The sequence below is a fragment of the Streptomyces sp. NPDC001492 genome (assembly GCF_053597275.1).
Window position 1 is genome coordinate 40,759 of sequence record NZ_JBSFHW010000005.1, and the last position, 25,857, is coordinate 66,615.

Below are 25,857 nucleotides of genomic sequence, written 5' to 3' on the forward strand. Positions count from 1 at the left end.
CACCCGCGAGGCAAGGACACGCACGCCATGGCACTGCAGATCAGCGCGACGAACCCGGAGCACCCCGCGCTCCTGCTGGCCCTGCCCTGGCATCTGCCCCTGGAGGAGTGGCCCGACGACTACCTCGTCCCGCTGCCGCGCGGCATATCCCGCCACGTCGTGCGCTACGCCCGCGCCGGCGACGAGGTGATCGCCGTCAAGGAACTCGCCGAACGGCCCGCCCTGCGCGAGTACGAGCTGCTGCGCGACCTGGACCGGCTCGGCATCCCCGCGGTGGACCCGCTGGCCGTGGTCACCGGGCGCTCCGACCAGGCGGGCGACCCGCTGGAACCGGTGCTGATCACCCGGCATCTGCGCGGCTCACAGCCGTACCGCTCGATGTTCGAGACCACGATGCGCCCGGCCACCATGCACCGCCTCATGGACGCGCTGGCCGTGCTGCTGGTGCGGCTGCACCTCGCCGGCTTCGCCTGGGGCGACTGCTCGCTGTCCAACACCCTCTTCCGGCGCGACGCGGGCGCCTACGCCGCCTACCTCGTGGACGCCGAGACCGGCGATCTGCACCCCCAGCTCAGCGACGGGCAGCGCGAGTACGACCTCGACCTCGCCCGCGTGAACATCAGCGGCGAGCTGCTGGACCTGGAGGCCTCGGGGGCGCTGCACCCGTCCGTCGACCCGGTCGAGTTCGGCATGGAGATCTGTGCCCGCTACGGGGACCTGTGGGAGGAGCTCACCCGCACGTCCGTGTACCCGGCGGGCAAGTACCACTACATCGAGCGCCGCATCCGCCGCCTCAACGAACTCGGTTTCGACGTGGCCGAGATGCAGATCCAGCACTCCTCCAACGGGGACACGGTCACCTTCGTCCCCAAGGTCGTCGACGCCGGCCACCACCAGCGCCAACTGCTGCGTCTGACCGGCCTGGACGCGGAGGAGAACCAGGCGCGGCGGCTGCTGAACGACCTGGAGAGCTGGATGGCCACCCAGGACGACTACGCGCCCGGCGACCCCCTGGCGGCCCGCCCCGAGGTGCTGGCGCACCGGTGGGTACGAGACGTCTTCCGGCCCACCGTGCGGGCCGTGCCCCTCGAACTGCGCGGCTCGATGGACCCGGCGGAGATCTACCACGAGCTGCTCGAACACCGCTGGTACCTGTCCGAGCGGGCGCAGCACGACATAGGGCTGGACACGGCGGTCGAGGACTACATCGAGAACGTGCTGCCCAAGGCGCGCGAGACCCTGGAGCCGGTCACCCCCGAGTGACTCAGGCGTGCGGGACCACGGCGACCGGACAGTCGGCGTGGTGCAGGACGCCGTGCGCCACCGAGCCGATGCGCGCGCCGACGGCCGTGCGGTGCGCGCGCCGCCCGACGACCATCAGCTGGGCCCGCGCGGCCACCGACAGCAGCACCTGGCCCGCGCTGCCCATCTCCAGGTGCTCGATCACGGGCACGTCGGGGAAGCGCTCCCGCCAGGGCTGCAGCGCGGCGGTCAGTGCCTTCGACTCGAACGGTTCCAGGCCGCCGGCCTCGTCGAGGAGGTGCGCCGAGCCTGGGCTGTACGCGAACACCGGCGGCAGCGTCCAGGCCCGCACCGCCCGCACGGTGGCGCCGCGGGCGGCCGCCGTCTCGAAGGCGAACCGCAGGGTGTCGGCGCTGTCCTCCGGTTGGCCCTGCTGGCCGACGACGACCTCCCGTCCGGCGGCCTCGGCCGTCGGCTGGTCGCCCGCGCGCACGAGCACCACCGGCCGCGTCGCTCCGGCGATCACCTGCTGCCCGACGGAGCCGAGCAGGAAGCCGACGACGGGCCCGTGCCCGCGTGAGCCGAGCACCAGCATCTCGGCCCCAGCGGCCGCGTCGAGCAGCGTGTCGACCGTCTCCCCCGCCACGACGTCCGTGGCGACGTCGAGGTCCGGATGGCGCGCGGTGACACTCCGGACGGCCTCGGCCAGGGCGTCCCGCACCCAGCCGGCCTGCGTGTCCGGGTCCGCCGCGTCGATCGCCTCGTACGGCTGGAAGCGCCAGGCCCGCAGCACGCGCAGCGCCAGCCCCCGGCGGACCGCCTCCCGGGCCGCCCAGTGCAGTGCCGCGATGCTCTCCTCTGTTCCGTCGACGCCTGCGGTGATCGGGCGGGTCATGCGGCTGCCTCCGAGTCTCGTGATCAGGTCACTCGGACCCAGTCTTCACTACGCTCCTGCCATGGCCTTGGAATGGGAGCAGGTGAACGTCGACGCGGCCGACGCCGTCGCGCTGGGACGGTGGTGGGCCGAGGCGCTCGGCTGGGTCGTGGTCAACGACGCGGCCGACGAGTTCGAGATCCGGCCCGAGAAGGACCGACTGCCGGGACTGATCTTCGCCCCGGTGCCGGAGGGCAAGACCGTCAAGAACCGCCTCCACCTGGACTTCCGTCCTGACGACCAGGACGCCGAGGTCGCACGGCTGCTCGCCCTCGGCGCACGGCGCGCGGACGTCGGACAGGGTGAGCAGTCGTGGGTGGTGCTGGCGGATCCCGAGGGGAACGAGTTCTGCGTGCTCTCGTCGAGACACCGCTGAGCGGCGGCCCCGCCGTATACCGGAGCGAAGCAGGACGATCGAACATACGATGGGCGGGAGCCGGCGTGGTGACCGCCCTGGCGACAGGGCTCGCCGGCCGCCGGTCCGACCACTCGGGGTGGGAGACGTATGGCACAGGCGTCCGACGCAGCGCGGACCGTCATCATGACCGTGGACGACGATCCGGGGGTCTCCCGGGCCGTCGCCCGTGATCTGCGGCGGCGCTACGGCGAGTCGTACCGGATCGTGCGCGCGGAGTCCGGCGAGTCCGCGCTGGACGCGCTGCGGGAGCTGAAGCTGCGCGGCGACCTGGTCGCGGTGATCCTGGCCGACTACCGCATGCCGCAGATGAACGGCATCGAGTTCCTGGAGCAGGCCCTGGACGTGTATCCGGGTGCCCGGCGGGTGCTGCTGACCGCGTACGCGGACACCAGCGCGGCCATCGACGCGATCAACGTCGTCGACCTGGACCACTATCTGCTCAAGCCGTGGGACCCGCCCGAGGAGAAGCTCTACCCCGTCCTGGACGACCTGCTGGAGGCCTGGCGGTGCAGCGACTTCCGGCCGGTGCCCAGCACCAAGGTGGTCGGGCACCGCTGGTCGGCGCGTTCCTCGGACGTACGGGAGTTCCTGGCCCGCAACCAGGTGCCCTACCGCTGGTACTCGGCGGACGAGCCCGAGGGCAGGCGGCTGCTGGCGGCGGCCGGGCAGGACGGGCAGCGGCTGCCGCTCGTGATCACCCCGGACGGGACTCCCCTGGTCGAGCCGGAGGCACCCGAGCTGGCCGCGCGGGTGGGGCTGGCGACCACGCCGGCGGCGGACTTCTACGACCTCGTCGTCATCGGCGGCGGGCCCGCCGGACTCGGGGCCGCGGTGTACGGCGCCTCCGAAGGCCTGCGGACCGTGCTGGTGGAGCGGTCGGCGACCGGCGGGCAGGCGGGGCAGAGCTCGCGGATCGAGAACTACCTGGGCTTCCCCGACGGCGTGTCCGGGGCACAGCTGACCGACCGGGCGCGCCGGCAGGCGGCGAAGTTCGGCGCCGAGATCCTCACCGCACGCCAGGTGACGGGACTCGAGGTCAACGGGGCCGCGCGGACCGTGCGGTTCTCCGACGGCTCGGCGGTCGCCGCGCACAGCGTGATCCTGGCGACCGGCGTGTCGTACCGGCAGCTCGACGCGCCGGGCTGCAGCGACCTGACCGGCTGCGGGGTGTTCTACGGCTCGGCACTGACCGAGGCGGCCTCCTGCCAGGGCCACGACGTGTACATCGTCGGCGGCGCCAACTCGGCCGGGCAGGCGGCGATGTACCTGTCGCGGGGCGCCAAGTCGGTGACACTGCTCGTGCGCGGGCCGGACCTGTCCGCGTCGATGTCGTACTACCTGATCCAGCAGATCAACGAGGCGCCCAACATCTCGGTGCGTGCCCGCACGGTCGTCGAGTCCGCGCACGGCTCCGGCCGGCTGGAGCGGCTCACCCTGCGCGACACGGAGACCGGCGAGACCGAACTCGTCGACGCGCAGTGGATGTTCGTGTTCATCGGCGCGGCGCCGCTGACCGACTGGCTCGACGGGACGGTGCTGCGCGACGAGCACGGCTTCATCCTGGCCGGGCCCGACCTGACCCCGGACGGGCGGCCGCCGGCGGACTGGGAGCTGGACCGGCCGCCGTACCACCTGGAGACCAACATTCCCGGCGTGTTCGTGGCGGGCGACGCCCGCGCCGAGTCCGCGAAACGGGTCGCGTCCGCCGTCGGAGAGGGAGCCATGGCCGTGATGCTCGTCCACCGGTATCTGGAGCAGTCGTGAGCGGGCAGGTCATGCCCTGCAGCCCGCAGGAGATCGGTTCGCTGTTCCTGTTCGAGAAGCTCACCCCCCAGCAGCTCGGGCGGCTGTGCAGCGAGGGGCGGGTGGAGCAGTTCGAGGCGGGGCCCGTCTACACCGAGGGCGAGCCCGCCACCTGCTTCTTCGTGATGATCGAGGGCACGGTCGTGCTGTCCCGGCGGGTCGGCGGCGACGATGTCGAGGTGACGCGCACCTCGCAGCCCGGCGTGTACTCCGGCGCCATGCAGGCGTATCTCGGGGACCGGGTGCGGCAGCTGTACAACAACTCCATGCGCGTGACGGAGCCGACGCGGTTCTTCGTGCTGCCCGCGGACACGTTCGCGGCCGTCATGCAGGAGTGGTTCCCGATGGCGGTGCATCTGCTGGAGGGGCTGTTCTTCGGTTCCAAGAGCACCCAGCGGGCCATCGGGCAGCGGGAACGGCTGCTGGCGCTGGGCTCGTTGTCCGCCGGACTCACCCATGAGCTCAACAATCCGGCGGCGGCGGCCGTGCGGGCCACCGCGACGCTGCGCGAGCGGGTCGCGAAGATGCGGCACAAGCTGGGTGTCATCTCCGCGGGCCCGTATCCGCGCGAGGCGCTGGCGAACCTCATCGAGGTCCAGGAGCGCACCGCCGAACTCGTCGCCAAGGCACCCACGTTGAGCCCGCTGGAGGCCGCGGACCGGGAGGACGCCCTCACCGACTGGTTCGACGACCACGGCATCCCCGACGGCTGGCGGCTCGCGCCCACGTTCGTGCAGGCCGGTCTGGACATCGACTGGCTGGACCAGGTCGCGGCGGACGTGGACCCGGAGATCCTGCCCGGGGCGATCGGGTGGCTCAACTACACGGTCGAGACCGAGCTGCTGATGGACGAGATCGAGGACTCCACGACGCGTATCTCGCACCTGGTCGACGCGGCCAAGCAGTACTCGCAGCTCGACCGGGCCCCGTACCAGAACGCCGACGTCCATGAACTCCTCGACAGCACGCTGCTGATGCTGTCGGGCAAGATCGGCTCGCGGATCGAGGTCGTCAAGGACTACGACCGCAGCCTGCCGAAGATCCCGGCCTACCCGGCGGAGCTGAACCAGGTGTGGACCAACCTGATCGACAACGCGGTCCACGCCATCAACAGCGCGGGCGGGGAAGGCACGCTGACGGTGCGGACGGCTCTCGACCACGACCGGCTGCTGGTCGAGTTCCGCGACACCGGGCCCGGCGTGCCGCAGGAGATCCGCGGCCGCATCTTCGACCCGTTCTTCACCACCAAGCCGGTGGGCGAGGGCACCGGGCTGGGTCTGGACATCTCCTGGCGGATCGTCGTCAACAAGCACCACGGCACCCTCCAGGTGGAGTCCGAACCCGGCGACACCCGCTTCCAGGTCCTGCTGCCCCTGACCGCGACGGACGACGACACACCGGAGGAGCCCGCATGACCAGTGCCGACGGAATCGACCCCGCCGTCCCGCCGAGCGGCAGCGGGTGCGTCGAGTGCGACGCGGCCGGCGGCTGGTGGTTCCATCTGCGGCGCTGCGCACAGTGCGGGCACATCGGCTGTTGTGACGACTCGCCCGCGAAGCACGCCAGCGCCCACTACCGGGAAACCGGCCACCCCGTGATCCGCAGTTTCGAGCCGGGTGAGGGCTGGTTCTGGGACTTCGACACCAACGAGCTGTACGAGTCGGGGCCCGACCTTGCTCCCCCGGTGAGCCATCCCGCGGACCAGCCGGCGCCGGGCCCTGCCGGGCGGGTACCGGCGAACTGGGCGGAGACGCTGCGCTGAGCGCTCCGCTGGGTAGGGCCGCGATGGCCCGTCGTTCGTCTGCAGATGCGTCGTGGCCGGTCGCGCAGTTCCCCGCACCCCTTTGGGGCGCGGACTTCAGCGAGGCAGTCTGGGCCCTGACCTCCCCTGTTTGCAGGTCTCGTTGTCAGTGCCGCGTGCCAGGATGGATCCGTGCCGCAGACCATGTTCACCACGCCGCTGATCGGCCGGGACGAGGAGATCGCCCGGCTCACCGGGATGCTGGAGCGTGCCCGGGGCGGGGAGGCCCGGGCCGTGCTGCTCGCCGGGGACGCCGGCGTGGGCAAGACCCGGGTGCTGGACGAGGTCGCGGGGCGGGCCGCCCGGGCCGGGATGACGGTCCTCACCGGTCACTGCGTCGACCTCGGTGACGTCGGGCTGCCCTATCTGCCGTTCACCGAGATCCTGGGCGCGCTGGCGGCCGACGAGCGGTTCGCGGACGCGCTGGCCCGGCATCCGGTGGTGGACCGGCTGCGCGGCGCGGGCGCGGAGGCGGGGCGGGACGAAGGGGACACCCCCACGCGCTCGGACAGTGGCGGAGGGCGGCTGCGGCTGTTCGAAGGCATGGCGGGGCTGCTGGCCGACCTGTCGGAGATCGCTCCGCTGCTGCTGGTCCTGGAGGACCTGCACTGGGCCGACCAGTCCTCCCGGGACCTGCTGCGCTTCCTGCTCAGCCGCGGCATCCTGCAGCGGCCGGCCGGTGGTGCGCCCACGCACCGGCTGGCGGTGTTCGCCTCGTACCGGGCGGACGACCTGCACCGCCGCCACCCCCTGCGCCCGCTCCTGGCCGAGCTGGTACGGCTGCCCGCCGTGGAGCGGCTGGAGCTGCGCCCCATGGCGGACGCCGAGGTGACCCGGCTGGTGCGCGCACTTCAGGAGGGCCCGCTGCCGGAGGCAACGGTCCGCGGCATCGTCGAGCGCGCCGAGGGCAACGCCTTCTACGCGGAGGAACTGCTCGCGGCCACGGACACGGAGGCGGGCGGCGTGCCCAGCGGCCTGGCCGACGTCCTCCTCATCCGTATCGAGCAGCTGTCCGACACCGCACAGCAGGTGCTGCGCACCGCCGCGGTCGCCGGGCGGCGTGTGGAGCACGACCTGCTGCGCGAGGCGGTCGGGCTGCCCGAGGACGAGCTGGAGGCGGCGCTGCGCGAGGCCGTCGGCCGCCAGCTCCTGGTCCCCGGTGACGCCGACACCTACGCCTTCCGGCACGCACTGGCTAGGGAGGCGGTCTACTCCGATCTGCTGCCCGGCGAACGGGCCCGGCTGCACGGCGCGTTCGCCCGGCTGCTCGCCGGCCGCGGGCACCCCGCCGAGAGCGCCGCAGAGCGCGCCCACCACTACCGCGAGAGCCATGACCTGGCCGAGGCACTCGCCGCCTCCCTGGAGGCGGCCGAGCACGCCGGCCGGGTGGGCGCGCCCGCCGAGGAACTGCGGCACCTGGAGACCGCCCTCGACCTGTGGGCGTCGGTGGACCCGGCGGCCCGGCCCACGGGCGACGGCATCGACCAAGTGACGCTCACACTGCGCGCCTCGGCGGCGGCCGCCCACGCCGGTGAGTCGCACCGCGCGGTGTCCCTCACCCGGGCCGCCCTCGCCGGCACCGGCCAGGACACGGACTCCGAACTCGCCGCCCGGGTCCGGTACACCCTGGCCGGCAATCTGATGAGCGTCGACAGTCTGACGGCCGCGTTCGCCTACAGCAGCGAGGCGCTCGCCATGATCCCCGCCGAACCGCCGACCCGGACCTGGGTGTGGGCGGCGGCCACGCATGTCATGGCGGCCCGCCACATCGGGGACGACGAGACGGCGCTGCGGGTCGCCCACGAGGCCCTGCACATCGCCGAGCAGCTGGGTGTCGCGGACGCGCAGGCCGACCTGCTCATTTCACTGGCGGTCCTGGAGGGCGGCGGCCGGCGCACCGTCGAGGGCCGTGAGCGGCTGGAGGAGGCCCGGGAGCTGGCCCGGCGGGCGGGGAACGCGCCGGTGGAGATGCGCGCCCTGTTCAACCTGGCCGTCGGCTGCTTCGAGGCGGGTGACCTCGAGGGCTGTCTGCCGTGGGTGACCGAAGGCCTGGAGCGCGCCCGCCGGGCCGGACTGCTGTCGTCGCCGTATCCGCTGGAGATGCGCTATCTGCATCTGCTGGTGCTGTACACGCTGGGCCGCTGGGACGAGTGCGTGCGGAGTGCGGCGGCCGACGCGGCCGTGCTGCCCTCGGCGGGCGGCTATGCGATGGGGCCGGCCCTGTATGTGGCGCTGGCTCGCGGGGACATGGGCGCCGTCGAGCGGGCGCGGGCCCTGCTGGAGGGGCCCTTCGACTGGATGGCCACGCTGGTCGCGGGCATCGCGCTGACCGAGGCGGCCGTGCTGCGCGGCGAGCCGGAGGCGGCGGTGGAGCGGACCCGGGCGACGGTCGCAGCGCTGACCGACGAGGCGGGACACCTCCCCTACGCCTCGGTGCGGTTCGCGGCGCTCGCCCTGACGGCGGTCGCCGACGCGGCCATGGAACTGCGCTCGTCCGGCGGCGAGTGGCACCGCTGGAAGGACACGGCGGACGAACTGGTCGAGCTGGCGCGGCAGTCGGCCCTGCACGGCGAGGACGGCACCCCGCAGGGGCCCGAGGGGATGGCCTGGCTGGCCCGCGCCGAGGCGGAGTGGCTGCGGACGGTGTCCGGGCCCGACGCGGCGGCCTGGGAGAAGGCGGTGACCGCGTTCGGCTTCGGGGACGTGTACGAGCGGGTCCGCTGCCAGATGCGGTTCGCCGAGGCGCTGTTGGTGGCCGAGCGGCGCGAGGAGGCGGCCGAGCAGGCCCGCGAGGCGCGAGCGGTGGCCGAGCAGCTCGGCGCGACGCCCCTGCTGGAGCGGATCGACGCTCTGATACGCCGCGGCCGTCTGGCCACCGCCGCGTCGGACGGGGAGCGCCCCTCGCCGCTGACCGCCCGGGAGCAGGACGTGCTGCGGCTGCTCGCCCGCGGCCGCAGCAACCGGCAGATCGGCGAAGAGCTGTTCATCACCGGCAAGACGGCCAGCGTCCACGTCTCCAACATCCTGGCCAAGCTGGGTGCTTCGAGTCGTACGGAGGCGGTGGCGATCGCCTATCGGCAGGGGCTGATCGCACCGGAGCCGACGGCATCGGGCTGACCTCAGCCGCCGGGGTGCCGGGCGGTGCAGTCGAGGCTCCTCAGGTCGACGGCGTCGGCCAGGGCCCGCATGCCCTGGTCATTGGGGTGCAGATGGTCGCCGCCGTCGAGGGCGGGACGGATGCGCTCGGGGTCGTACGGGTTGCGCAGGACATGATCGAAGTCGGTGACGGCGTCGAACTCGCCGCTGCCGCGGATGAACCGGTTCACTTCCCGGCGTACCTTCTCGCCCGCCGGATCCCATTCCGGCCAGCCCTTGTAGGGGGCGACGGTCGCGGCGACGACACACTTCCCGGCCGCGTGTACCCGCTGGACCATCTCGCGGTAGCCGGCGATCAGGTCCTGGGCGGTGACTTGGGTGTGGGCCTTGATGTCGTTGACGCCTTCGAAGAGGAAGACGGTGCGGACACCCGGCTGGGAGAGGACGTCGCGCTGCAGACGCTTCAGGGCGCTCTGGCCGCCGCCGTCCGCGAGGACCTGGTTGCCGGAGATCCCTTCGTTCGCCACGCCTTTGAGGTGGCTGCCGGAGGAGCGCAGCCGGCGGGCGAGGTAGTCGGGCCAGCGGCGGTCGAGGCCGGTGGTGGACTGCCAGCCGTCGGTGATGGAGTCGCCGAGGGCCACGACCGCTCGGGTGCCGGCGGGCGGGCGTACGGAGACGGCGTCCAGGTAGAACCAGGAGCCGGTCGTCTGCGTCCAGTGGTCGGCACCCTCCTCGGCGGTGTGGTCGCCCTCGCTCGTGTAGGACGTCTGCAGGGCCAGCCAGTGACCGGTCGCGGGTCCGGCCGCATCCGGTGAGTGGATGCTGACCGCGAGGTCGGTCGCGGCGGGAAGCCTGCCGGGCAGGGGGTCGCTGAGGGCGGCGGCGCCCGCGGGGACGGTGACCGAGCGGGCGCCGCCGAAGGTCAGCCGGTGGTTGCTGCCGGGGACCAGCCGGGCGCCCTCCTGCCGCCTACCGGCGTAGACGCTGTCGAAGGTCACGGGCCGGTTCCCGAAGGCGTTGGAGAGACGGATCCGCAGGTCGCTTCCGGCCGTACTGGTGTGGACGACGAGCCGGTAGCCGCGGCCGGCGACCGCGTCGTCCATGCGTTCGGCGCTCGCACCCCAGGTGACGACCTCACGGTGGTCCGCGGGAGCTCCCACCACGGTGAACGGGGGCTGCTCGTCGGTCGCGTGCACGGGGGTGGCCTGGATGGCACCGGCCAGCAGCAGGAGGCCGCCGAGTCGGCCGGCCCGGACGAAGCGGGCCGTCAGCGGGCGATGTGCTCCGGCGTGACGGAACCGCTCGGCGAGGTGGTCGGGGGACATCCACTCCTCCAGCCGGACGGGCTTTCGGGCTCACCTGCGGGAGATACAGCTGTCTGGGGGACCGGAAACGGTGGCCGGGCTTGCATTGTCGCACTTGAGTTCGGCCGCCGCAGGGCGGTGATGACCGGGCCCCTCACAAGAGGGTAGATGGGCCGGATCCGGGCGCCCCACCTGACAGGGGCGCCCGGACCGGTGTCACCGCCTCGCGGGTCAGCGGTGTGCGGCCGGGGTGTTGGCCGAGGTGACGTTGACGGCGGCCCAGGCCTGGTCCACCGTGTTGTACTCCGTGCTGTTGGCACCGTAGAGGTCCTTGGCCGCCTTCAGCGTCGCGTTGCGCGCGTCGTGGAAGTCGGTCGTGGAGACCATGTAGCGGGTCAGGGCCCGGTAGAAGATGGCCGTGGCCTTGGTGCGGCCGATGCCCTTGACCGTCGAGCCGTCGTAGGTCGGGGAGTCGTACTTGACGCCGCCGATCGTCTTCTGGCCGCTGCCCTCGGCGAGCAGGTAGTACGCGTGCGAGGAGACGCCGGAGCCGGCGTGCACCTCGGCGTCGTACGCCTCGGGCGCCCAGTAGTCGATGGTGCCCTCGAGCAGGTCCAGCGACGGGTGGTCGAGGCGGCGCAGGAACTTCTGGGCCAGGCCCATCTTCTCGCCGATGAGGTAGTCCGGCTTGTCCGACGCGTTGTTCGCGAAGAACTCGACGTTGGAGCCGAAGATGTCGGCGAGGGACTCGTTCAGCGCGCCCGGCTCGCCGTACTGGTTGCCCTCCGCGTCGACGCGGGTGGGCTCCAGCTTGGCGGTGGCGTCGACGACGCCGTGGGTCAGCTCGTGGCCGCTCACGTCCAGGGCGACCAGCGGCTTCTTGAACTGGTCGCCGTCGCCGTCGCCGTAGAGCATGCAGTCACAGACCGAGTCCCAGAACGCGTTGGCCACCTTGTTGCCGAAGTGGACCATGGCGCGGGCGCCCTTGCCGTTGTTCTCGATGCCCTTGCGACCGAAGGTCTTCTTGTAGAAGTCCAGGGTCTTGGTGATGCCGTACTGGGCGTCGGCGGCGGCGGTGTTGCGACTGGTGACCTTGCCGTTGCCGAAGACGTCGTTGCTGGTGGTGATCTTCTTGCCGCGGGCGAAGCTCTCCAGTTCCTGGCCCTTGGCGTCCCGGGTCTCGGTGCCCCAGCGGGTCGGGTCCTTGAGGAGGTAGGTGGTGCGGGCCGTGCGGGTGGTGGTCAGCGGGACCGTGCCGACGAAGAGGGACTTGCCGGTGCCGTGGGCCGTCGACGGGTAGCGGGTGGCAGCGGCCGCGGACGAGGTCGAGGCGGCCGCGAGTCCGGCCGTCTGCGCACCGGCGCCCGTGGCGGGGTCCAGCTTCTCGCCGCGCTCGCGCAGGGTGTCGAGCAGTGCGGGCGAGAGGAACTCGTCGCTGTCGGGCGTGTTGCTGCGCACCTTGCCGGTGACGGCGTCGATGACGACCGTCCGGGAGCCGCTGCCCTCGGCGGTGCCGCTGTCGCTGACCCGCACCTGGTAGGCGAGGGCGGACGCGCCGTCACGGGCGTCCACGACGAGTTCGGCGGTGCCGGCGTCACCCTTGGCGGCCGTGGCCGCCTTCTGCTGCGCCTCGGCGGCCGACAGCTTGGCCGCGGTGGCGGCAGCGGGCTTGACGGTGTGTCCGGCGGCCCGGGTGACGCCCGCGTACGCCAGCTGCCTGGTGAGGTGGACGACGAGGTCGCCGCCGAGCACCTGCATGCCCTGGTGTGCCCGGGTGAACCGGACGTGCCGGGCACCCTCCGGGTCGATCATGACGTCCTCGGCGTGCAGTTCGTCGCCCTGGGAGACGCCGGTCGAGGCGGAGTGGGCGAAGGCGGCGGCGCGGGCGGCGGCCACCACGGAGGTGGCCGAGGTGCCGGCGGTGGCAGCGGTGTGAGCCGTCCCCGTGGTGGTGCCGAAGGCGGTGCCGGCCAGGCCCGTGGCGGCCGTCGTCACGGCGACGGCAACCGCCACGCTGCGTATGTGCGGTCTACGCACTGATGAGGGTTCCTTCCTTGCAAGGCGGCCGGGATCACCAACCGCCTTGACGCATGGCGCCGTTGAGCGCCATGGGGGCTGGTCGGGCCCCGGAAAGAAACCCTTTCGGACGAGTCATGTCCATGTAAAGACTAAAATATCGCTTTCCGTGCGATATATGGCAATACTTTGCAAATCCACATCGCTCAGTGATCAGCGGGTGACCAACTGTGTGTCGACTGTGGAGATGTGACGACACGGAAGAAAGTTGCCTCACGTGAATGTGACTCATCTCGCATCCAAGGGCACGGTCCTGGGAACGGTCGTGCTCTCCCTGCTCGTGGTCCCCTCGCACGCCACGCCCGCCGTGCCGCTGCCCAAGCCCGACCTCGCCGGTCTTCAAGGACGCCTCGTCACCGCGCTGAAACAGGGTGCACCGGGCGCGGTCGCCCGGATCGACGACCACGGCAGCGTCGAAGGGGCCGCCATGGGCATCGCCGACCGCACGAGCAGACGGACGATCAGCACCGCGGACCGGTTCCGCATCGGCAGTGTCACCAAGACCTTCACGACCGTCGTGCTGCTGCAACTGGCCGACGAGGGCAAGCTGAGACTCGACGCCCCGGTCGACCGCTATCTGCCGGGGCTACTGCCGGACCGCACGATCACAGTGCGCGAGATCCTGGGCCACCGAAGCGGCCTGTACGACTACACGAACACCATGTTCGCGAAGACCGTCCCCGGCTTCGAGGAGGTCCGCGGCAAGGTCTTCACCTACCGTGAGCTGGTGAAGCGCTCGCTGTGGCACCCGCGCACCAGCGCGCCGGGCTCGTTCTCGTACTCCAACACCAACTTCGTCGTCGCCGGCATGCTCATCGAGAAGCTGACCGGCCACCCCGTACGCACGGAGTACGAGAACCGCATCTTCAAGCCACTGAAACTGCGCGACACCTTCTACGTCCACCCCAGCGCGCAGATTCCCGGCCGCCACGCCCGGGGCTATCTCACCCCGGACGAGAAGGACGCACCCCTGATCGACGCGACGGACCAGACGATGTCCTGGGCGCAGAGCTCAGGCGCGATCATCTCCACCACGCGGGACCTGAACACCTTCCTCTCCGCCCTGCTCGGCGGCCGGCTGACATCACCGGCGCAACTGCGGCAGATGGAGCGCATGGTGCCGGTCGGCAGCACTCAGGGGTACGGCCTCGGACTGGGGCGCCGCGACCTGTCCTGCGGTGTCTCGGTGTACGGGCACACGGGCGTCGTCCAGGGCTACTACACGTACGCGTTCGCCACGAAGGACGGCCGGCGCAGCTTCACGGCCGTGGCCACCACGTCCAACAATGTCGCCGTGCTCAACACGATGCTGAGCACCATGGAGTCCGCGTTCTGCGGCAAGCAGTCGAAGGCAGGGCGCGCCGCCCCGCCCGTGGAGCGCCGCGAGGACATCGCTCCCGGCATTGCCCGGGACTGAGCCGGCGGGAACCGCGCCGCCCCGGTGGACGTTGTCCGGTGGAGCCCTTGGGGGCGTGAGCGACGACACCGGGGCGGCGGGATGAGCGAGTTGGTGCCCGGGGGCAACATGCCCCTTCCGGACGGTGCCGTGACCGTCCGCGTACCCGGCCCCTTCGATGTGTCCGCGCTGATCGCGGACGACGGGGGCAGGGTCCGCGGCGACGCCGACTTCGTGTTCTACAACCAGCCCTCCGCGCCGGGCGCCCGACTCGACGGCGACACCCTCACCGTCGACCCGCCCAGGCTGCGCCCGGGAGCCACCCGGGTCACGGTGGCCGTCAGCCCGGCCGAACCCGGCACTGCGCTGGGCCTCCTGCCCGCGCCCACGCTCCATGTCTCGGCCCCGGACGGCCGTCCACTCGCCCGCTTCGCCCCGCCACGCCCCGGCGAGGAGACGGTGCTGCTGCTCGCGGAGATCTACCGGCGCGGCGGCGGCTGGAAGCTGCGGGCCCTGGGACAGGGATACGCCGACGGGCTGGCCGGGCTTGCGCGGGACTTCGGCGTGGACGTCCTCGACGAAGGCACTGGAACGGCGGCGACACACGGGGTGCAGCCCCGGTCCGCGGCACGAGGGGCACCCGGGGGCCGCGCCTCGGCCGCGAGACCGGGATCCCCGCCCACAGCGCCTGCCTCGCCGTCCCGACCCACTGCCCCGGCCTCGCCACGCGCCGGAGCCTGGCCGGCGTCCCCGACACCGCCCCTCCCCCGGGCCCGCCCCCACGCCGCCGCCCCGGCCGCGCTGAACTCCCCTGACCCCGAGGGCTTTCTCGGCCTGGTCAACTCCGCCCGTGCCGAAGCCGGTTCACCCCCCGTGGCCCTCGACGCCCGTCTGACGTCGGCGGCCCGCGCCCATGCCGGGGCCATGGCCTCGGCAGGCCGCCTCGGTGTCGAGGGCCGGGACGGCCTGTCCGTGTACCAGCGGGTCACGGCCGCCGGGTACACGTATCTCACCGTCGGCGAGCACCTGGTCTCCGGTCCGCGTACGCCCGCCGAGTTCGTCGAGTACTGCCTGAGCGAGGAGCAGTCCCGTCGCACCGTGTGCGACCCGGCCTTTGCGCATGCCGGCCTGGCGTACACCGGCGACGGCCGGTCGGGCGACATCTACTGGACCGCGCTGTGGGCCAGGCCGCTCACCCCGGGCGATCTGGCGCGGACGGCGGCCGAGGTCGTCGCCCTCACCAACCGGGAGCGCTCCGGCGCCGGTCTGCCTCCGCTGGCCACCGACCCCCTGCTGACCACCGCGGCGCAGGCGCACAGCGCGGACATGGTGGCCCGCGCCTTCTACGCGCACACATCACCAGAGGGAAGCCGGCCCTGGGACCGGGCCGCCGCCGCGGGGGCACGGCGGCGCTCGATCGGCGAGAACATAGCCTGCGGCCAGCGCTCCCCCGCCGAGGTCGTGGACAGCTGGATGAACAGCCCCGGCCACCGCGCCAACATCCTCAAGCCCGATTTCACCCACATCGGGGTCGGTTTCGCGGGCGGCGGCCCGGCGGGCATGTACTGGACCCAGCTGTTCGGCGCCTGACCACCGGAAACCGACCCTCCCCGTGATCTTGGCGGAACGGAATCCTCCGGGACAGGATGCCCGTATGAAGGGTTCCCTCTTTTCCAGCGAGCACATGGTCCAGCCGGCCACCGCGCCCGGCATGACGGTCGAGAACGCCAAGTGCATCAAATACGCGGTGAACGGCGACATGCTCGCCCGCCAGGGCGCGATGATCGCCTACCGCGGCAACCTCCAGTTCGAGCGCAAGGGCCAGGGCGTGGGCGGCATGCTCAAGCGCGCGGTCACCGGGGAGGGGCTGCCGCTGATGACGGTGCGCGGGCAGGGCGAGGCCTGGTTCGCGCACGAGGCGCAGAACTGTTTCATCGTCGAGGTCGACCCCGGCGACGAGTTCACGGTCAACGGGCGCAACGTCCTGTGTTTCGACGCCTCGTTGTCGTACCGGATCGCCACGGTGAAGGGCGCGGGCATCGCGGGCGGCGGCCTGTTCAACAGTGTCTTCACCGGACAGGGCCGACTGGGTCTGGTGTGCGAGGGCAATCCGCTGGTCATCCCGGTCTCGGCACAGTTCCCGGTGTACGTCGACACGGACGCGGTGGTTGGCTGGACGGCCGGTCTGCAGACCTCGCTGCACCGTTCGCAGTCCATCGGATCGATGCTGCGCGGCGGCAGCGGGGAGGCCGTGCAGTTGATGCTGCAGGGCGACGGCTACGTGGTCGTACGGCCGAGCGAGGCGACCCCGCAGAAGGCCCAGCAGCACTGACCCTCACCGAGTGATCGGCGCCTCAGGAGCAGGCTCTCCGGCGCCGACGACGTCTTGATCCCCAACAGGTGACGCCCTGGCCCCATGGGCCAGGGCCCATTTTCGGCAAGGCGTTCGCCCCGGAATACCAGTGCGCCCTGAACGCCCTCTCCGTGAACTCCTCGCTCACCGACGTACGGGCCGCCGGCGCGCGGGCGCACATCGCCGCGGTGGAGGCCGCTCTCGCCGGCCTGGCCCTGCCGGCACGGCCGGTGGAGGAGCTGCGGTCCATGCTGGAGTATCTGGTGCTGCGGGACCTGTGAGGCGGTGGCGGCGCCCGCTCGCGGGGCGCCGTCGCCCTTCGCCGGCCACGAGCGGCCAAAGCGTTTGACCCACGCCCTCTCCGACGGCAGGGTGCGAGACGGTGCGGGCCCTCGTCTCCCCCGTGCCGGGAGAGGTGACTGTCTTGATCGGGATCTCCGAGGTCGAAGCCGCGGCCGAGCGCATCGCCGGGCACGTCGTGCGTACGCCGACGCTGCCGAGCCCAGGACTGGCCGCGCTGCTCGGAGCCCCGGTCACCGTCAAACTGGAACTGCTGCAGCGCACCGGTTCGTTCAAAGCGCGCGGCGCGACGGCGAAGCTGCTGTCGCTGAGTGCCGGCGAGCGGGCCGCCGGAGTCGTGGCGGTCAGCGGCGGCAACCACGGGATCGCCCTCGCGGTCATGGCCGCCGCCCTCGATGTGAAGGCCACGGTGGTCATGCCGCGCTCGGCACCCGCCCGCGCGATCGAGATCGCCGAGTCCGCGGGAGCGTCGGTGCGGCTGACGGACACCATGGGTGAGGCGTTCGCGCTGATGGAACGGCTGCAGGAGGAGGGGCTGACGCTGGTCCATCCCTTCGACGATCCGGTGGTCGTCGCCGGACAGGGCACCGTCGGGCTGGAGTTCGCCGCCGACGCGGGTGAGGTCACCGACGTGCTCGTCAGCATCGGGGGCGGTGGACTGATCTCCGGCGTCGCGGCAGCGCTGCGGGACCAGCGGCCGGACGTGCGGATCTGGGGTGTGGAGACCGAGGGTGCGCAGGCCATGTCGCAGGCGCTGACGGCGGGCGGGCCGGTGCCTGTCGCCCTGTCGTCGATCGTGAGCACGCTCAGCGCACCGTCCGTCTCGCAGCTGACCTACGACCATGTGTCCGCGCTGGTCCACGAGGTGCTCGTGGTGCCGGACCGGGAGGCGGTGCGGGGCACGCTCGACCTCGCCGACCACGCCAAGGTGTGGGCCGAACCCGCGGCGGGCTGTCTGCTGCCCGCGGCCCGTCAGGTCCTGGAGCGGGCCGGTGAGGACGCACGGCTCGGACTGGTCGTGTGCGGGGGAAACGCGACGACCGGCGATGTCATGGGGTGGGCGAAAGGCTTCGGGCTGCGCTGAGTTTCCGGCCCCTTGGGCGCCGATGATTTGTGGATCCTTTGAACACACCCCGTCGCGCTCCCCGTACCTCTGTGAAAGGTGAGAACCAGGGGTACGACGAGGGATGGCCATGGTCAAGGCGCATGTCTTCACGCACGAGTTGGTCGCCGGAAGGTACCGGCTCGTCGATGTCGTCCACCAGGAGACGAACCGCATCTGCTGGTACGGCAAGGACGTCAATGTCGGACGCGCCTATCTCCTCACCCAGATCGCCCTCCCGGACGACCCGGACTCAGAGGCCGCCCCCCGGGCGACCGCCCGTGTCATCCGCATGTCCGAGACCATGGGGCTGATGTGTCCCGGCGCGGTCGCGACGGTCGTCGACGCCGTTGAGCAGGACGGCACGCTGTGGACCGTGACCGAGTGGATCGACGGGACACCCCTGAGCGAACTCGTCGCCCAGCAGGGCACGTTCAACTATGTGCGGGCGGCACGCATCGGGCTGGAGCTGCTCGATGTGCTGGAGGCGGCGCACGGCGAGGGCATCACCCACGGCGAACTCAGCCCCGGTCAGGTCTATGTGCACGAGCGGGGTGGCATCGTGGTCACCGGCTTCGGCCTGGCCGGCGCGACCCTGGCACCGAGGCTCTCCGCGCCGTCGTACGCCTCCCCCGAGCAGGCCCGTGACGAGCGCATCGGGCCGGCGGCCGACCTGTGGGCGCTGGGCGCGATCCTCTACACGATGGTCGAGGGACGCCCTCCGTTCCGGGACCGGGACCGGCCCGAGGCCACCTTGAAGGGCGTGGACCGACTTCCGCTGCGCACCCCGGTGCACGCCGGGCCCCTCACCCCCACCGTGCAGGGGCTGCTCCGCAAGAACTCCAGGGAACGGCTGACCCGTTCGGTGGTCCGCGAGGCCCTCACCCGCGTCCTGACCGAGGACCCCGACACGCTCTCGGCCACCGTGGCACGGCCCCGGTTGCGCGGGATGTACACCGCCGCCTGCCATGCCGCCCCCGGCTGGAGCAGACGCACCATGGCCATCGGCACCGCGCTCGCCGTGCTGACCGTGACGGCCGCCGTGCTGGCCGCCACCGATCACCTGCCGGGCACCGGCACATCCGCGACCGACACCGCGCCGCAGCCGTCGGTGTCCGCCACCGCGTCCGCCACGCCGACGGAGAGCCGCACCGAGGGCAAGAGCTCCAGCCCGTCCGCGTCACCCAGCCCCACGGCATCGCGGACGGCTTCCGCGCCCTCGCCCTCGTCCTCCCCGTCGGCCGGCGCGCTGCCGCCGGGCTTCCACCGCTACACCGCGCCCGAAGGCTTCTCCGTCGCCCTCCCCAAGGACTGGAAACGCGTGCACACCTCGCGCGTGGGCGACCTTTCGACCCGCGTGACCTTCGGCGCGGACGGCGATCCCCGCACCCTCGCGGTCACCTACAGCACCGTCGTGGGCCCCGACCCGGTGGCCGTCTGGCGCGACGACGTCGAGCCGCAGCTGGAGAAGGACGACGGTTTCCAGCGGATCGGTGAGATCAAGGCCACGACGTACCAGGGCCACAAGGCCGCCGACATGGAATGGCTCTCCGAGGCCGGCGGCACGCGGGTGCGCACCTTCGGGCGCGGTTTCCTGCTCGGCGGCGGCCGCGGGTTCTCACTGCGCTGGACGACTCCGGCCGCCGACTGGAACGACGCCGCCAACCGGCAGGCGCTGGACACCTTCCTGCGGACCTTCCGGGTGACGTCAGGCTGAGGTCCGGGGCGCGCGCAGGGCGCGCAGCGGGGGGCTGTGCAGCGGAGTGGTGTGCCATCGCGCTGTGAAGGTGCGCTCCGGCAGCGAACACGTCACGGTCAGCCGGTGCGGTGTCTCCAGGAACACGACGTCCACGGCGAGGGTGTCCGCGTCGGTCCATCCCCCGCTCACCGCGGTCGGCAGCGGATCGTCGGTGACCGTCCAGCCGTCCTCCCCCACCCGCAGGCCGAGTTCGTGCCCGTCCTCGGTCAGGCGCAGTGCCCAGCCGTCCGCGCCCCTTCTCACCCCGGCCGCGGTCAGCTTCGGCTGGTCCGCGCAGACGCCGCCGTACGGCGTGAACTCGGCGCCCGCCCAGTCCTGCGCCCGCTCCGGCGGTGCGGGCTTTCCCTCGGCCGGGGGCAGCGCGAGCCGCGTCAGCCGCTCCCGCAGGGCCGTGTCCTCGTGCTCGCGGCCGGGCAGCGGTTCGGGGCCGAAGGCCGGCAGAAGGTGCTGCCAGACAAGGTCGAGCACCTGCTGCATCTGCTCGGTCGCCGCCGTCGTCGCGATCACGGCGTCGTGCTCGGGCAGCACCAGGCAGAACTGCCCGTACGCACCGTCACCGCGGTAGCCGTGCCGGGAGGTCCAGAACTGGAAGCCGTAGCCCTGCTGCCAGTCCGACAGCGCACCCGCAGCCGTACCGTCGCCGTTGCCGATGTGCGGGCGCGTGGCCTCGGCCACCCATCCCGCGGGCAGCAGGCGCCGGCCCTCCCACACCCCGTCCTGCAGATACAGCCGACCGAGCCTTGCGATCGCGTCGGTGGTGGCGTGCAGCCCGCTGAAGCCCAGTTCGCGGCCGGCCCGGTCGCGCAGCCAGGCCGTCTCGCCCACCCCGAGCGGGTCCAGCACCCGCGGGCGCAGGTACTCGGTCAGCGACTGACCCGTGACGCGCTGCACGATCGCGGCGAGGGTGTAGGTGGTGGGCTGGTTGTAGGCGAAGACGGTCCCCGGTTCCCGCTCGGGCGGCAGCAGCAGGAAGCCGCGCACCAGGTCCGCGCGGTCGGTGGCGAGCGCCCGGTCGAGGGTCTCGGCCTCGTGCCCGCTGGCCATGGACGCCACGTGCCGTACCAGCATCGCGCGGCTGCGCGGGTCGGTGATGTCGGCGTCGAACTCGGGAAAGTACGAGATCACCGGGTCGTCGAAGCGCAGCAGCCCCTCACCGGCGGCGATCCCGGCGGCCGTCGCGGTGAAGCTCTTGCTGAGGGAGTACAGCAGGTGCGGTCGTTCACAGGTGTACGGCGCCCACCAGCCGGAGGCCACGAGCCGGCCGTGCCTCATGATCATCAGGCTGTGCGGCTCGATGTCCGGAGCGGCTTCGACGGCGTCGAGGAAGGCATGGACGCGGTGGCGTCGACGCCTTGGGCGGCGGGGCTGCCGACGGGCAGCGGGCGGGCGCTCATGAGGGCATCCTCCCCGCTGACCGGCGCTCGATCGAGGGCTGTTTTCCGCCGCCTGTACAGGGGACTCGGCGGCTATGGTGCAAATCGGATACACGATGATGACCGAGCAGGCCGGCCCCCGTGACCTCGTCGACCATCTGGTGCGGGCCGAGGGCGCCGGTTACGACTTCTCCGTGACCTCGGACCACTACTTCCCCTGGCTCCGCTCGCAGGGTCACTCGCCGTATGCGTGGAGCGTGCTGGGCGCGGCGGCCCAGGCGACCTCCAGCATTCCGCTCATGACTTACGTGACCTGTCCGACCGTCCGCTACCACCCGGCGGTGGTGGCGCAGAAGGCGGCGACGATGCAGTTGCTGTCCGAGGGCCGCTTCCGGCTGGGACTCGGCTCCGGGGAGAACCTCAACGAGCATGTGGTGGGCGGCGGTTGGCCGTCCGTCGACGTGCGCCACGAGATGCTGGAGGAGGCGGTGGAGATCATCCGGGCGCTCTTCAAGGGCGGCCATGTCAACCACCGCGGCACGCACTTCGACGTGGAGTCGGCCCGGCTGTGGGACCTGCCGGACGAAGCGCCACCCATCGGCATCGCCGTCTCCGGTGAGCAGTCCTGTGCCCTCGCGGGCAGGCTCGCCGACCTGGTCATCGCCACCGAGCCCAAGGCGGGCCTGCTGACCGCGTTCGACGAGCACGGCGGTGCGGGCAAGCCGCGCGTGGGCCAGCTGCCCGTGTGCTACGACCCCGACCGGGACACGGCGGTGAAGCGCGCGCACGCGCAGTTCCGCTGGTTCGGCAACGGCTGGAAGGTCAACTCCGAGTTGCCGCACCCGGATGCCTTCGAGTCGGCGACGCAGTTCGTCACCCATGACGACGTCGCCTCGTCGATCCCGTGCGGCGACAACCCGGACGACTTCGTGGAGGCCGTACGCCCGTACGCCGAGGCCGGCTTCGGGGAGGTCGCACTGGTGCAGATCGGCGGCGAGTCCCAGCCGGCGTATCTGGACTGGGCGGAGAAGACACTGCTGCCGGCGCTGCGGGACGCCTTCGGCTGATCGCGAAAGTCCGGCGGACGGGTCCGGATAGGCTGCCGGTCTGCACTTTTGCAGTCCGACCAGCTTTGCACAGGAGAGTCGTCCGTGACCCTAGCGATCGTCCCGTCCGAGTCGTCCCCCGCCCCGCTGTCCGACCTCGTCGCGCGGGACGCACGCGAGTTCGGCGTGTACGCGCGGACCGGAGGGTGGGCCTTCGGCCTGATGGTGGCACGCAGCGTACGGCCCGGCGGGCAGGGCGCACAGGAGACGCCGAAGGTGTCCGCGAAGGAGTTCGCGGAGCTGGCCGGGTGCTCCCCGGAGCGCGTCATGCGCTACTACAAGGCCTGGGACCGGGCCGCCGACGACGGCATGGTTCCGCACTTCGAGGCGCTGGCGCCGGGCCAGGAGGTGGAGCTGCCGGACGCGGACGTGTGGCTGAGCTACTACGTGTCCCGCAACAGCGCGACCTCCGAGCGCGGCACCGCCATCGCGGAGGCCGCCGAGGCGGAGGGCATCCGGCCGACGAAGGCGCTGGAGGTCGCCGAGAACCCCACCGCCCTGCGCGCCGCGATCCTCGCCGACCCCTCCACCGCCCGGGCGGCCCGCCAGGCGCTCCTCGACCGGGTCCGCGAGGACCCGGAACTGCAGGCCGAGTTGGCGCGGGACGTCGTCCGCACCGACGACCTGAAGAAGGCCGTCGCCACCGAGAGCCGAGCCGCCGACCGGATCGGCTACGTGCGGCAGATCGCCGAGTCGGGGCAGGTCAAGACCCCGGCGGGGCAGACCATCGACGCGCCGGTCGACCTGCGCCAGGAGGCCGAGCGACACCTGTCGCTCATCGACGAGCTCGAGGGCGACGAGGACACCGGCGAGTGGGCCAGCGAGGCCTACGACACGATGAAGTCGCTCGTCGCCGAGGCCGTGGAGGCCGATCCCGAACTGCGCGTGCAGGAGCGGCGGACGAAGTTCTACAGCAGTCTGCAGAAGGCGACGAAGGCGTTCGAGGAGCTGACCTTCGACGATGTGCAGGACTTCGTCGAGGACGACATGGTCCAGCGTCTGGAGGAGCTCCAGCAGGCCATCGTGATGTGCCTGAGCGCGCTGCGCGGCGACAAGGGCTGAGGAACACGGCCCGGGCGGGGCTGAGTAGCCGTACTCATGCCCTCGCCCACCCCCTCGGCCAGCATGGGGGCTTCCACGAGGAGGAGCCCCCATGACTGCTGTCCTGCACTCCGCCGTCCCGCGACGGCGGCTGCCCGCCCTGCTGGCCGTCGCCGTGGCACTGGGCCTGGCCGCCTCGGCCTGGGGTGCGCGCGATCGCACCACCTGGTTCCTGGAGACGGTGTGGGTGCTGGCCGGGCTGCCGCTGGTGGTGCTGACCTGGCGTCGCTTCCCGCTGACGAACCTGCTGTGCTGCCTGCTGGCCGCCCATGCGCTGGTCCTGGCGGTGGGCGGCCACTACACCTACGCGCAGGTACCGCTGGGCGACTGGGTGCGGGACACCTTCGGCCTGTCCCGCAACCCGTACGACCGTTTCGGCCACCTGATGCAGGGCTTCGTACCGGCCGTTCTGGTACGGGAGTTGCTCAGCCGTACCTCGCCGCTGCGCGGCAGCCGCTGGCTGGCGCCGCTGACCGTGTGCGCGTGCCTCGCCTTCAGTGCCGTCTTCGAGATGCTGGAGTGGCTGGCCGCGGTGACCGGCGGGCATTCCGCGGACGCCTTCCTGGCCACGCAGGGCGACGTGTGGGACACGCAGTGGGACATGTTCTGCGCGCTGATCGGCGCCACGGTCTCGGTGCTGGTGCTGTCCCGCCTGCACGACCGGCAGCTCGACGCTCTGGGTGTCACTCCGTATGGCGGTGGCGGGTCCACAGCGGCACCCCGTACCAGCACAGCACGTACCACGCGACCACTCCCGTGACGATCCAGGGCACGGCCCCGTTGTGGGTGGCGACCCGCAGGATCAGCAGCAGGGAGGAGGTCATGGTGGCGAGCAGGAGCGCCAGGCCGACGAAGGTCATCCGGGAGGCCCATTCGACGGCCTGCGGCTTGACCCGCCGCCCGGAGACCAGGCGGTGCAGGGAAACGGGCCCGATCAGCGCTCCGGTCGCGGCGGCGCCCAGCACCACGGTCACGATGTAGATGGTCTTGTCGGTGTCCTCCAGCGAGTCGTACTTCTGCTGGAACACCACGGTGAGCAGGAAACCGAACAGGATCTGCACCCCGGTCTGGGCGACCCTGACCTCCTGGATCAGCTCGCCCCACTTCCGGTCGGCCCTCTCCTCCTCGGTCTCGTGCCGCCCCCACTCGTTCAGGTCTGCTCTGCTGTTTGTGGCCGGCAAGGTTCCTCCCGGCTCGATCGCCCCGGATGTCTACCTGACCCGGGTTCCCTGTTCGCGCGGGATTGACCGGGCCGTGCGCAATCGGACCCGGTTTGGGCGATCAACAGGGGGTTACACGGAGCGCATGGCGCACGACGACCACCCTAGGAGTCCGACGACCATGTCCGGCAGCGAGCTCACGGTCACCGTCAGCGGCGGCACCGCCGCGGACGCACGCGCGGTCGTGCGGGTCCTGGAGCCCGCCTTCGGGATGCCGAAGGAGGAGCTTCCCGCCGACGACGAGGTCACCGTCCACACGGCGAGGTTCGAGCACGATCCGGCGGGCCGGCCGGCCGAGACCGCTCCCGTCGGCCATCTGTCCGGGGCGGTCACGCTGACCGTGCAGGGCTCCCCCGTGGCGGTGGCGCGGGCGCGCGAGACGCTCACCCACGCCTTCACGGCCCAGGACCAGGGCTCGGTCTCCGGCGACCAGGAGCAGGAATGGCAGCTGCTCCTGGAACCGTGAGCCGGCCGCCCGGGTCTACCAGCGGGCTTCCACCTGGTCCTTGATCCGGCGGTCGTAGAGGTCGCGGATCGCGGTGAGTGTCTCGTCCGTGAGCGGCGGGAGCTTGGCGGCGGCCGCGTTGGCGCGGGCCTGCTCGGGTGAGCGGGCGCCGGGAATCACGGTGGTCACGCCGGGCTGCTGCACGATCCAGCGCAGCGCGAGCTGGGCCGGGGTGTACCCCTCGGGCGCGAGCGCGGAGAACTCGGCGGCCGCCTCGACGCCCGTCGTGTAGTCGACGCCGGAGAAGGTCTCGCCGACGTCGAAGGACTCGCCGTGCCGGTTGTAGGTGCGGTGGTCGTTGGCGGGGAAGACGGTGTCCTTGGTGTACTTGCCCGACAGCAGACCGGAGGCGAGGGGGACACGGGCGATGATGCCGACGCCGGCCTCCTGCGCGGCCGGCAGGACCTCGCGCAGCGGCTTCATGCGGAAGGCGTTGAGGATGATCTGGACGCTCGCCACGTTCGGCCGGGCGATCGCGGTCAGCGCCTCGGCGCAGGTCTCCACGCTGACCCCGTAGGCCGCGATGCGCTCCTCCTCGACCAGGGTGTCCAGGGCGTCGAACACCTCGTCCGTGGAGTACACGGGCGTGGGCGGGCAGTGCAGCTGTACGAGGTCGATGCGGTCGACGCCGAGGTTGCGCCGTGAACGGTCGTTCCAGGCGCGGAAGTTGTCGAGGACGTAGTTCTCGGGGATCTGCTCGACGCGGCGGCCCATCTTCGTGGCGACCAGCACATGCAGGTCCGGCCTGCCGCTGAGGAACGCGGCGATGGTCTGCTCGCTGCGCCCGTCGCCGTACACGTCGGCGGTGTCGAAGAAGGTCACCCCCGACTCGGCCGCCGCCTCCAGCACCGCCAGGGCTTCCTTGTCGTCGACGTCTCCCCAGTCGGCTCCCAGCTGCCATGTGCCCAGACCGACGACGGATGCGTGCTGACCCGACCTACCGAATGTGCGCTCTTCCATGGGGGCAG

Annotated in this window: 20 protein-coding genes and 2 pseudogenes; 16 read left to right on the forward strand and 6 right to left on the reverse strand. The window is 71.9% G+C overall.

Annotated features, from left to right (window positions below):
• Positions 1-27: 27 nt before the first annotated feature.
• Positions 28-1,263, forward strand: a complete 1,236-nt coding sequence (locus ACWC1K_RS07920; RefSeq protein ID WP_450829387.1) for a DUF4032 domain-containing protein — start codon at positions 28-30, stop codon at positions 1,261-1,263.
• Between the two features lies 1 nt (position 1,264).
• On the opposite strand, the gene ACWC1K_RS07925 is transcribed toward ACWC1K_RS07920, so the two are convergent.
• The gene (locus ACWC1K_RS07925) at positions 1,265-2,137 is read right to left on the reverse strand and encodes a universal stress protein (protein ID WP_450829389.1); all 873 of its coding nucleotides are present in this window, start codon (positions 2,135-2,137) and stop codon (positions 1,265-1,267) included.
• A gap of 61 nt (positions 2,138-2,198) precedes the next feature.
• On the opposite strand from ACWC1K_RS07925, the gene ACWC1K_RS07930 reads away from it, so the two are divergent.
• The 5 genes from ACWC1K_RS07930 (at position 2,199) to ACWC1K_RS07950 (ending at position 9,315) form a co-directional block, all read left to right on the forward strand.
• Positions 2,199-2,552, forward strand: coding sequence for a VOC family protein (locus ACWC1K_RS07930; protein ID WP_450829390.1), 354 nt, complete (start codon positions 2,199-2,201; stop codon positions 2,550-2,552).
• A 129-nt stretch (positions 2,553-2,681) separates the two neighbouring features.
• Positions 2,682-4,358, forward strand: a complete 1,677-nt coding sequence (locus ACWC1K_RS07935; protein ID WP_450829392.1) for an FAD-dependent oxidoreductase — start codon at positions 2,682-2,684, stop codon at positions 4,356-4,358.
• Positions 4,355-5,812: an ATP-binding protein gene (locus tag ACWC1K_RS07940; protein ID WP_450829394.1), complete on the forward strand. Its 1,458-nt coding sequence runs from the start codon at positions 4,355-4,357 to the stop codon at positions 5,810-5,812. The genes ACWC1K_RS07935 and ACWC1K_RS07940 overlap by 4 nt, the downstream gene beginning before the upstream one ends.
• The gene (locus ACWC1K_RS07945) at positions 5,809-6,159 is read left to right on the forward strand and encodes a UBP-type zinc finger domain-containing protein (RefSeq protein WP_450829396.1); all 351 of its coding nucleotides are present in this window, start codon (positions 5,809-5,811) and stop codon (positions 6,157-6,159) included. Before ACWC1K_RS07940 ends, ACWC1K_RS07945 begins: the two co-directional genes overlap by 4 nt.
• Before the next feature lie 183 nt (positions 6,160-6,342).
• Entirely contained in the window at positions 6,343-9,315 is a 2,973-nt protein-coding gene (locus ACWC1K_RS07950) for a helix-turn-helix transcriptional regulator (protein WP_450829823.1), read from the forward strand.
• Positions 9,316-9,317: 2 nt separating this feature from the next.
• On the opposite strand, the gene ACWC1K_RS07955 is transcribed toward ACWC1K_RS07950, so the two are convergent.
• Together ACWC1K_RS07955 and ACWC1K_RS07960 are read right to left on the reverse strand one after the other, a co-directional pair.
• Positions 9,318-10,565, reverse strand: coding sequence for an SGNH/GDSL hydrolase family protein (locus ACWC1K_RS07955; protein ID WP_450829824.1), 1,248 nt, complete (start codon positions 10,563-10,565; stop codon positions 9,318-9,320).
• Positions 10,566-10,829: 264 nt separating this feature from the next.
• Complete coding sequence (locus ACWC1K_RS07960) at positions 10,830-12,635, reverse strand: M4 family metallopeptidase (RefSeq protein ID WP_450829398.1); 1,806 nt, start codon at positions 12,633-12,635, stop codon at positions 10,830-10,832.
• Between the two features lie 247 nt (positions 12,636-12,882).
• Between ACWC1K_RS07960 and ACWC1K_RS07965 the strand changes: the two genes are divergently transcribed.
• The 6 genes and pseudogenes from ACWC1K_RS07965 to ACWC1K_RS07990 all read left to right on the forward strand — a co-directional run bounded on the left by ACWC1K_RS07965 (position 12,883) and on the right by ACWC1K_RS07990 (position 19,542).
• A complete protein-coding gene (locus ACWC1K_RS07965) occupies positions 12,883-14,091 on the forward strand; it encodes a serine hydrolase domain-containing protein (protein WP_450829399.1) in 1,209 nt (402 codons plus the stop codon).
• 81 nt (positions 14,092-14,172) lie between these two features.
• Positions 14,173-15,660: a CAP domain-containing protein gene (locus ACWC1K_RS07970; protein WP_450829401.1), complete on the forward strand. Its 1,488-nt coding sequence runs from the start codon at positions 14,173-14,175 to the stop codon at positions 15,658-15,660.
• A 64-nt stretch (positions 15,661-15,724) separates the two neighbouring features.
• The gene (locus ACWC1K_RS07975) at positions 15,725-16,402 is read left to right on the forward strand and encodes an AIM24 family protein (RefSeq protein ID WP_450829402.1); all 678 of its coding nucleotides are present in this window, start codon (positions 15,725-15,727) and stop codon (positions 16,400-16,402) included.
• Positions 16,403-16,500: 98 nt separating this feature from the next.
• Positions 16,501-16,641 (forward strand): annotated as a pseudogene (locus ACWC1K_RS07980) (tetratricopeptide repeat protein); the annotation flags it as partial.
• 206 nt (positions 16,642-16,847) lie between these two features.
• Positions 16,848-17,807 carry a threonine/serine dehydratase gene (locus ACWC1K_RS07985; protein WP_450829826.1) on the forward strand — a complete coding sequence of 320 codons (960 nt, stop codon included), beginning with the start codon at positions 16,848-16,850 and terminating at the stop codon, positions 17,805-17,807.
• A 103-nt stretch (positions 17,808-17,910) separates the two neighbouring features.
• Positions 17,911-19,542 carry a serine/threonine protein kinase gene (locus ACWC1K_RS07990; RefSeq protein WP_450829404.1) on the forward strand — a complete coding sequence of 544 codons (1,632 nt, stop codon included), beginning with the start codon at positions 17,911-17,913 and terminating at the stop codon, positions 19,540-19,542.
• On the opposite strand, the pseudogene ACWC1K_RS07995 reads toward ACWC1K_RS07990, so the two are convergent.
• Positions 19,534-20,978: pseudogene (locus ACWC1K_RS07995) on the reverse strand (serine hydrolase domain-containing protein). The gene ACWC1K_RS07990 and the pseudogene ACWC1K_RS07995 overlap by 9 nt on opposite strands.
• 74 nt (positions 20,979-21,052) lie before the next feature.
• Between ACWC1K_RS07995 and ACWC1K_RS08000 the strand changes: the two are divergent.
• From ACWC1K_RS08000 to ACWC1K_RS08010, 3 genes are all read left to right on the forward strand, one after another.
• Positions 21,053-22,024, forward strand: a complete 972-nt coding sequence (locus tag ACWC1K_RS08000; protein WP_450829405.1) for an LLM class F420-dependent oxidoreductase — start codon at positions 21,053-21,055, stop codon at positions 22,022-22,024.
• A gap of 84 nt (positions 22,025-22,108) precedes the next feature.
• Positions 22,109-23,125 carry a hypothetical protein gene (locus tag ACWC1K_RS08005; RefSeq protein ID WP_450829407.1) on the forward strand — a complete coding sequence of 339 codons (1,017 nt, stop codon included), beginning with the start codon at positions 22,109-22,111 and terminating at the stop codon, positions 23,123-23,125.
• 91 nt (positions 23,126-23,216) lie between these two features.
• Positions 23,217-23,924 carry a DUF2238 domain-containing protein gene (locus ACWC1K_RS08010; RefSeq protein ID WP_450829409.1) on the forward strand — a complete coding sequence of 236 codons (708 nt, stop codon included), beginning with the start codon at positions 23,217-23,219 and terminating at the stop codon, positions 23,922-23,924.
• On the opposite strand, the gene ACWC1K_RS08015 is transcribed toward ACWC1K_RS08010, so the two are convergent.
• Positions 23,848-24,345, reverse strand: a complete 498-nt coding sequence (locus ACWC1K_RS08015; protein ID WP_450829411.1) for a DUF6328 family protein — start codon at positions 24,343-24,345, stop codon at positions 23,848-23,850. The two genes, ACWC1K_RS08010 and ACWC1K_RS08015, sit on opposite strands and share 77 nt — an antisense overlap.
• 160 nt (positions 24,346-24,505) lie before the next feature.
• On the opposite strand from ACWC1K_RS08015, the gene ACWC1K_RS08020 reads away from it, so the two are divergent.
• On the forward strand, positions 24,506-24,850 hold the full coding sequence (locus ACWC1K_RS08020; protein ID WP_450829412.1) for a hypothetical protein: 345 nt from the start codon (positions 24,506-24,508) through the stop codon (positions 24,848-24,850).
• A gap of 15 nt (positions 24,851-24,865) precedes the next feature.
• On the opposite strand, the gene ACWC1K_RS08025 is transcribed toward ACWC1K_RS08020, so the two are convergent.
• Positions 24,866-25,849, reverse strand: a complete 984-nt coding sequence (locus tag ACWC1K_RS08025) for an aldo/keto reductase (RefSeq protein ID WP_351482255.1) — start codon at positions 25,847-25,849, stop codon at positions 24,866-24,868.
• Between the last annotated feature and the right edge of the window lie 8 nt (positions 25,850-25,857).

Excerpts from the sequence above, each read along its gene's own strand:
- ACWC1K_RS07920 (WP_450829387.1), top strand. The coding sequence starts at position 28 with ATGGCACTGCAGATCAGCGCGACGAACCCGGAGCACCCCGCGCTCCTG.
- ACWC1K_RS07925 (WP_450829389.1), bottom strand. The coding sequence starts at position 2,137 with ATGACCCGCCCGATCACCGCAGGCGTCGACGGAACAGAGGAGAGCATC.
- ACWC1K_RS07930 (WP_450829390.1), top strand. The coding sequence starts at position 2,199 with ATGGCCTTGGAATGGGAGCAGGTGAACGTCGACGCGGCCGACGCCGTC.
- ACWC1K_RS07935 (WP_450829392.1), top strand. The coding sequence starts at position 2,682 with ATGGCACAGGCGTCCGACGCAGCGCGGACCGTCATCATGACCGTGGAC.
- ACWC1K_RS07945 (WP_450829396.1), top strand. The coding sequence starts at position 5,809 with ATGACCAGTGCCGACGGAATCGACCCCGCCGTCCCGCCGAGCGGCAGC.
- ACWC1K_RS07950 (WP_450829823.1), top strand. The coding sequence starts at position 6,343 with ATGTTCACCACGCCGCTGATCGGCCGGGACGAGGAGATCGCCCGGCTC.
- ACWC1K_RS07970 (WP_450829401.1), top strand. The coding sequence starts at position 14,173 with ATGAGCGAGTTGGTGCCCGGGGGCAACATGCCCCTTCCGGACGGTGCC.
- ACWC1K_RS07975 (WP_450829402.1), top strand. The coding sequence starts at position 15,725 with ATGAAGGGTTCCCTCTTTTCCAGCGAGCACATGGTCCAGCCGGCCACC.
- ACWC1K_RS07990 (WP_450829404.1), top strand. The coding sequence starts at position 17,911 with ATGGCCATGGTCAAGGCGCATGTCTTCACGCACGAGTTGGTCGCCGGA.
- ACWC1K_RS08000 (WP_450829405.1), top strand. The coding sequence starts at position 21,053 with ATGGTGCAAATCGGATACACGATGATGACCGAGCAGGCCGGCCCCCGT.
- ACWC1K_RS08010 (WP_450829409.1), top strand. The coding sequence starts at position 23,217 with ATGACTGCTGTCCTGCACTCCGCCGTCCCGCGACGGCGGCTGCCCGCC.
- ACWC1K_RS08020 (WP_450829412.1), top strand. The coding sequence starts at position 24,506 with ATGTCCGGCAGCGAGCTCACGGTCACCGTCAGCGGCGGCACCGCCGCG.
- ACWC1K_RS08025 (WP_351482255.1), bottom strand. The coding sequence starts at position 25,849 with ATGGAAGAGCGCACATTCGGTAGGTCGGGTCAGCACGCATCCGTCGTC.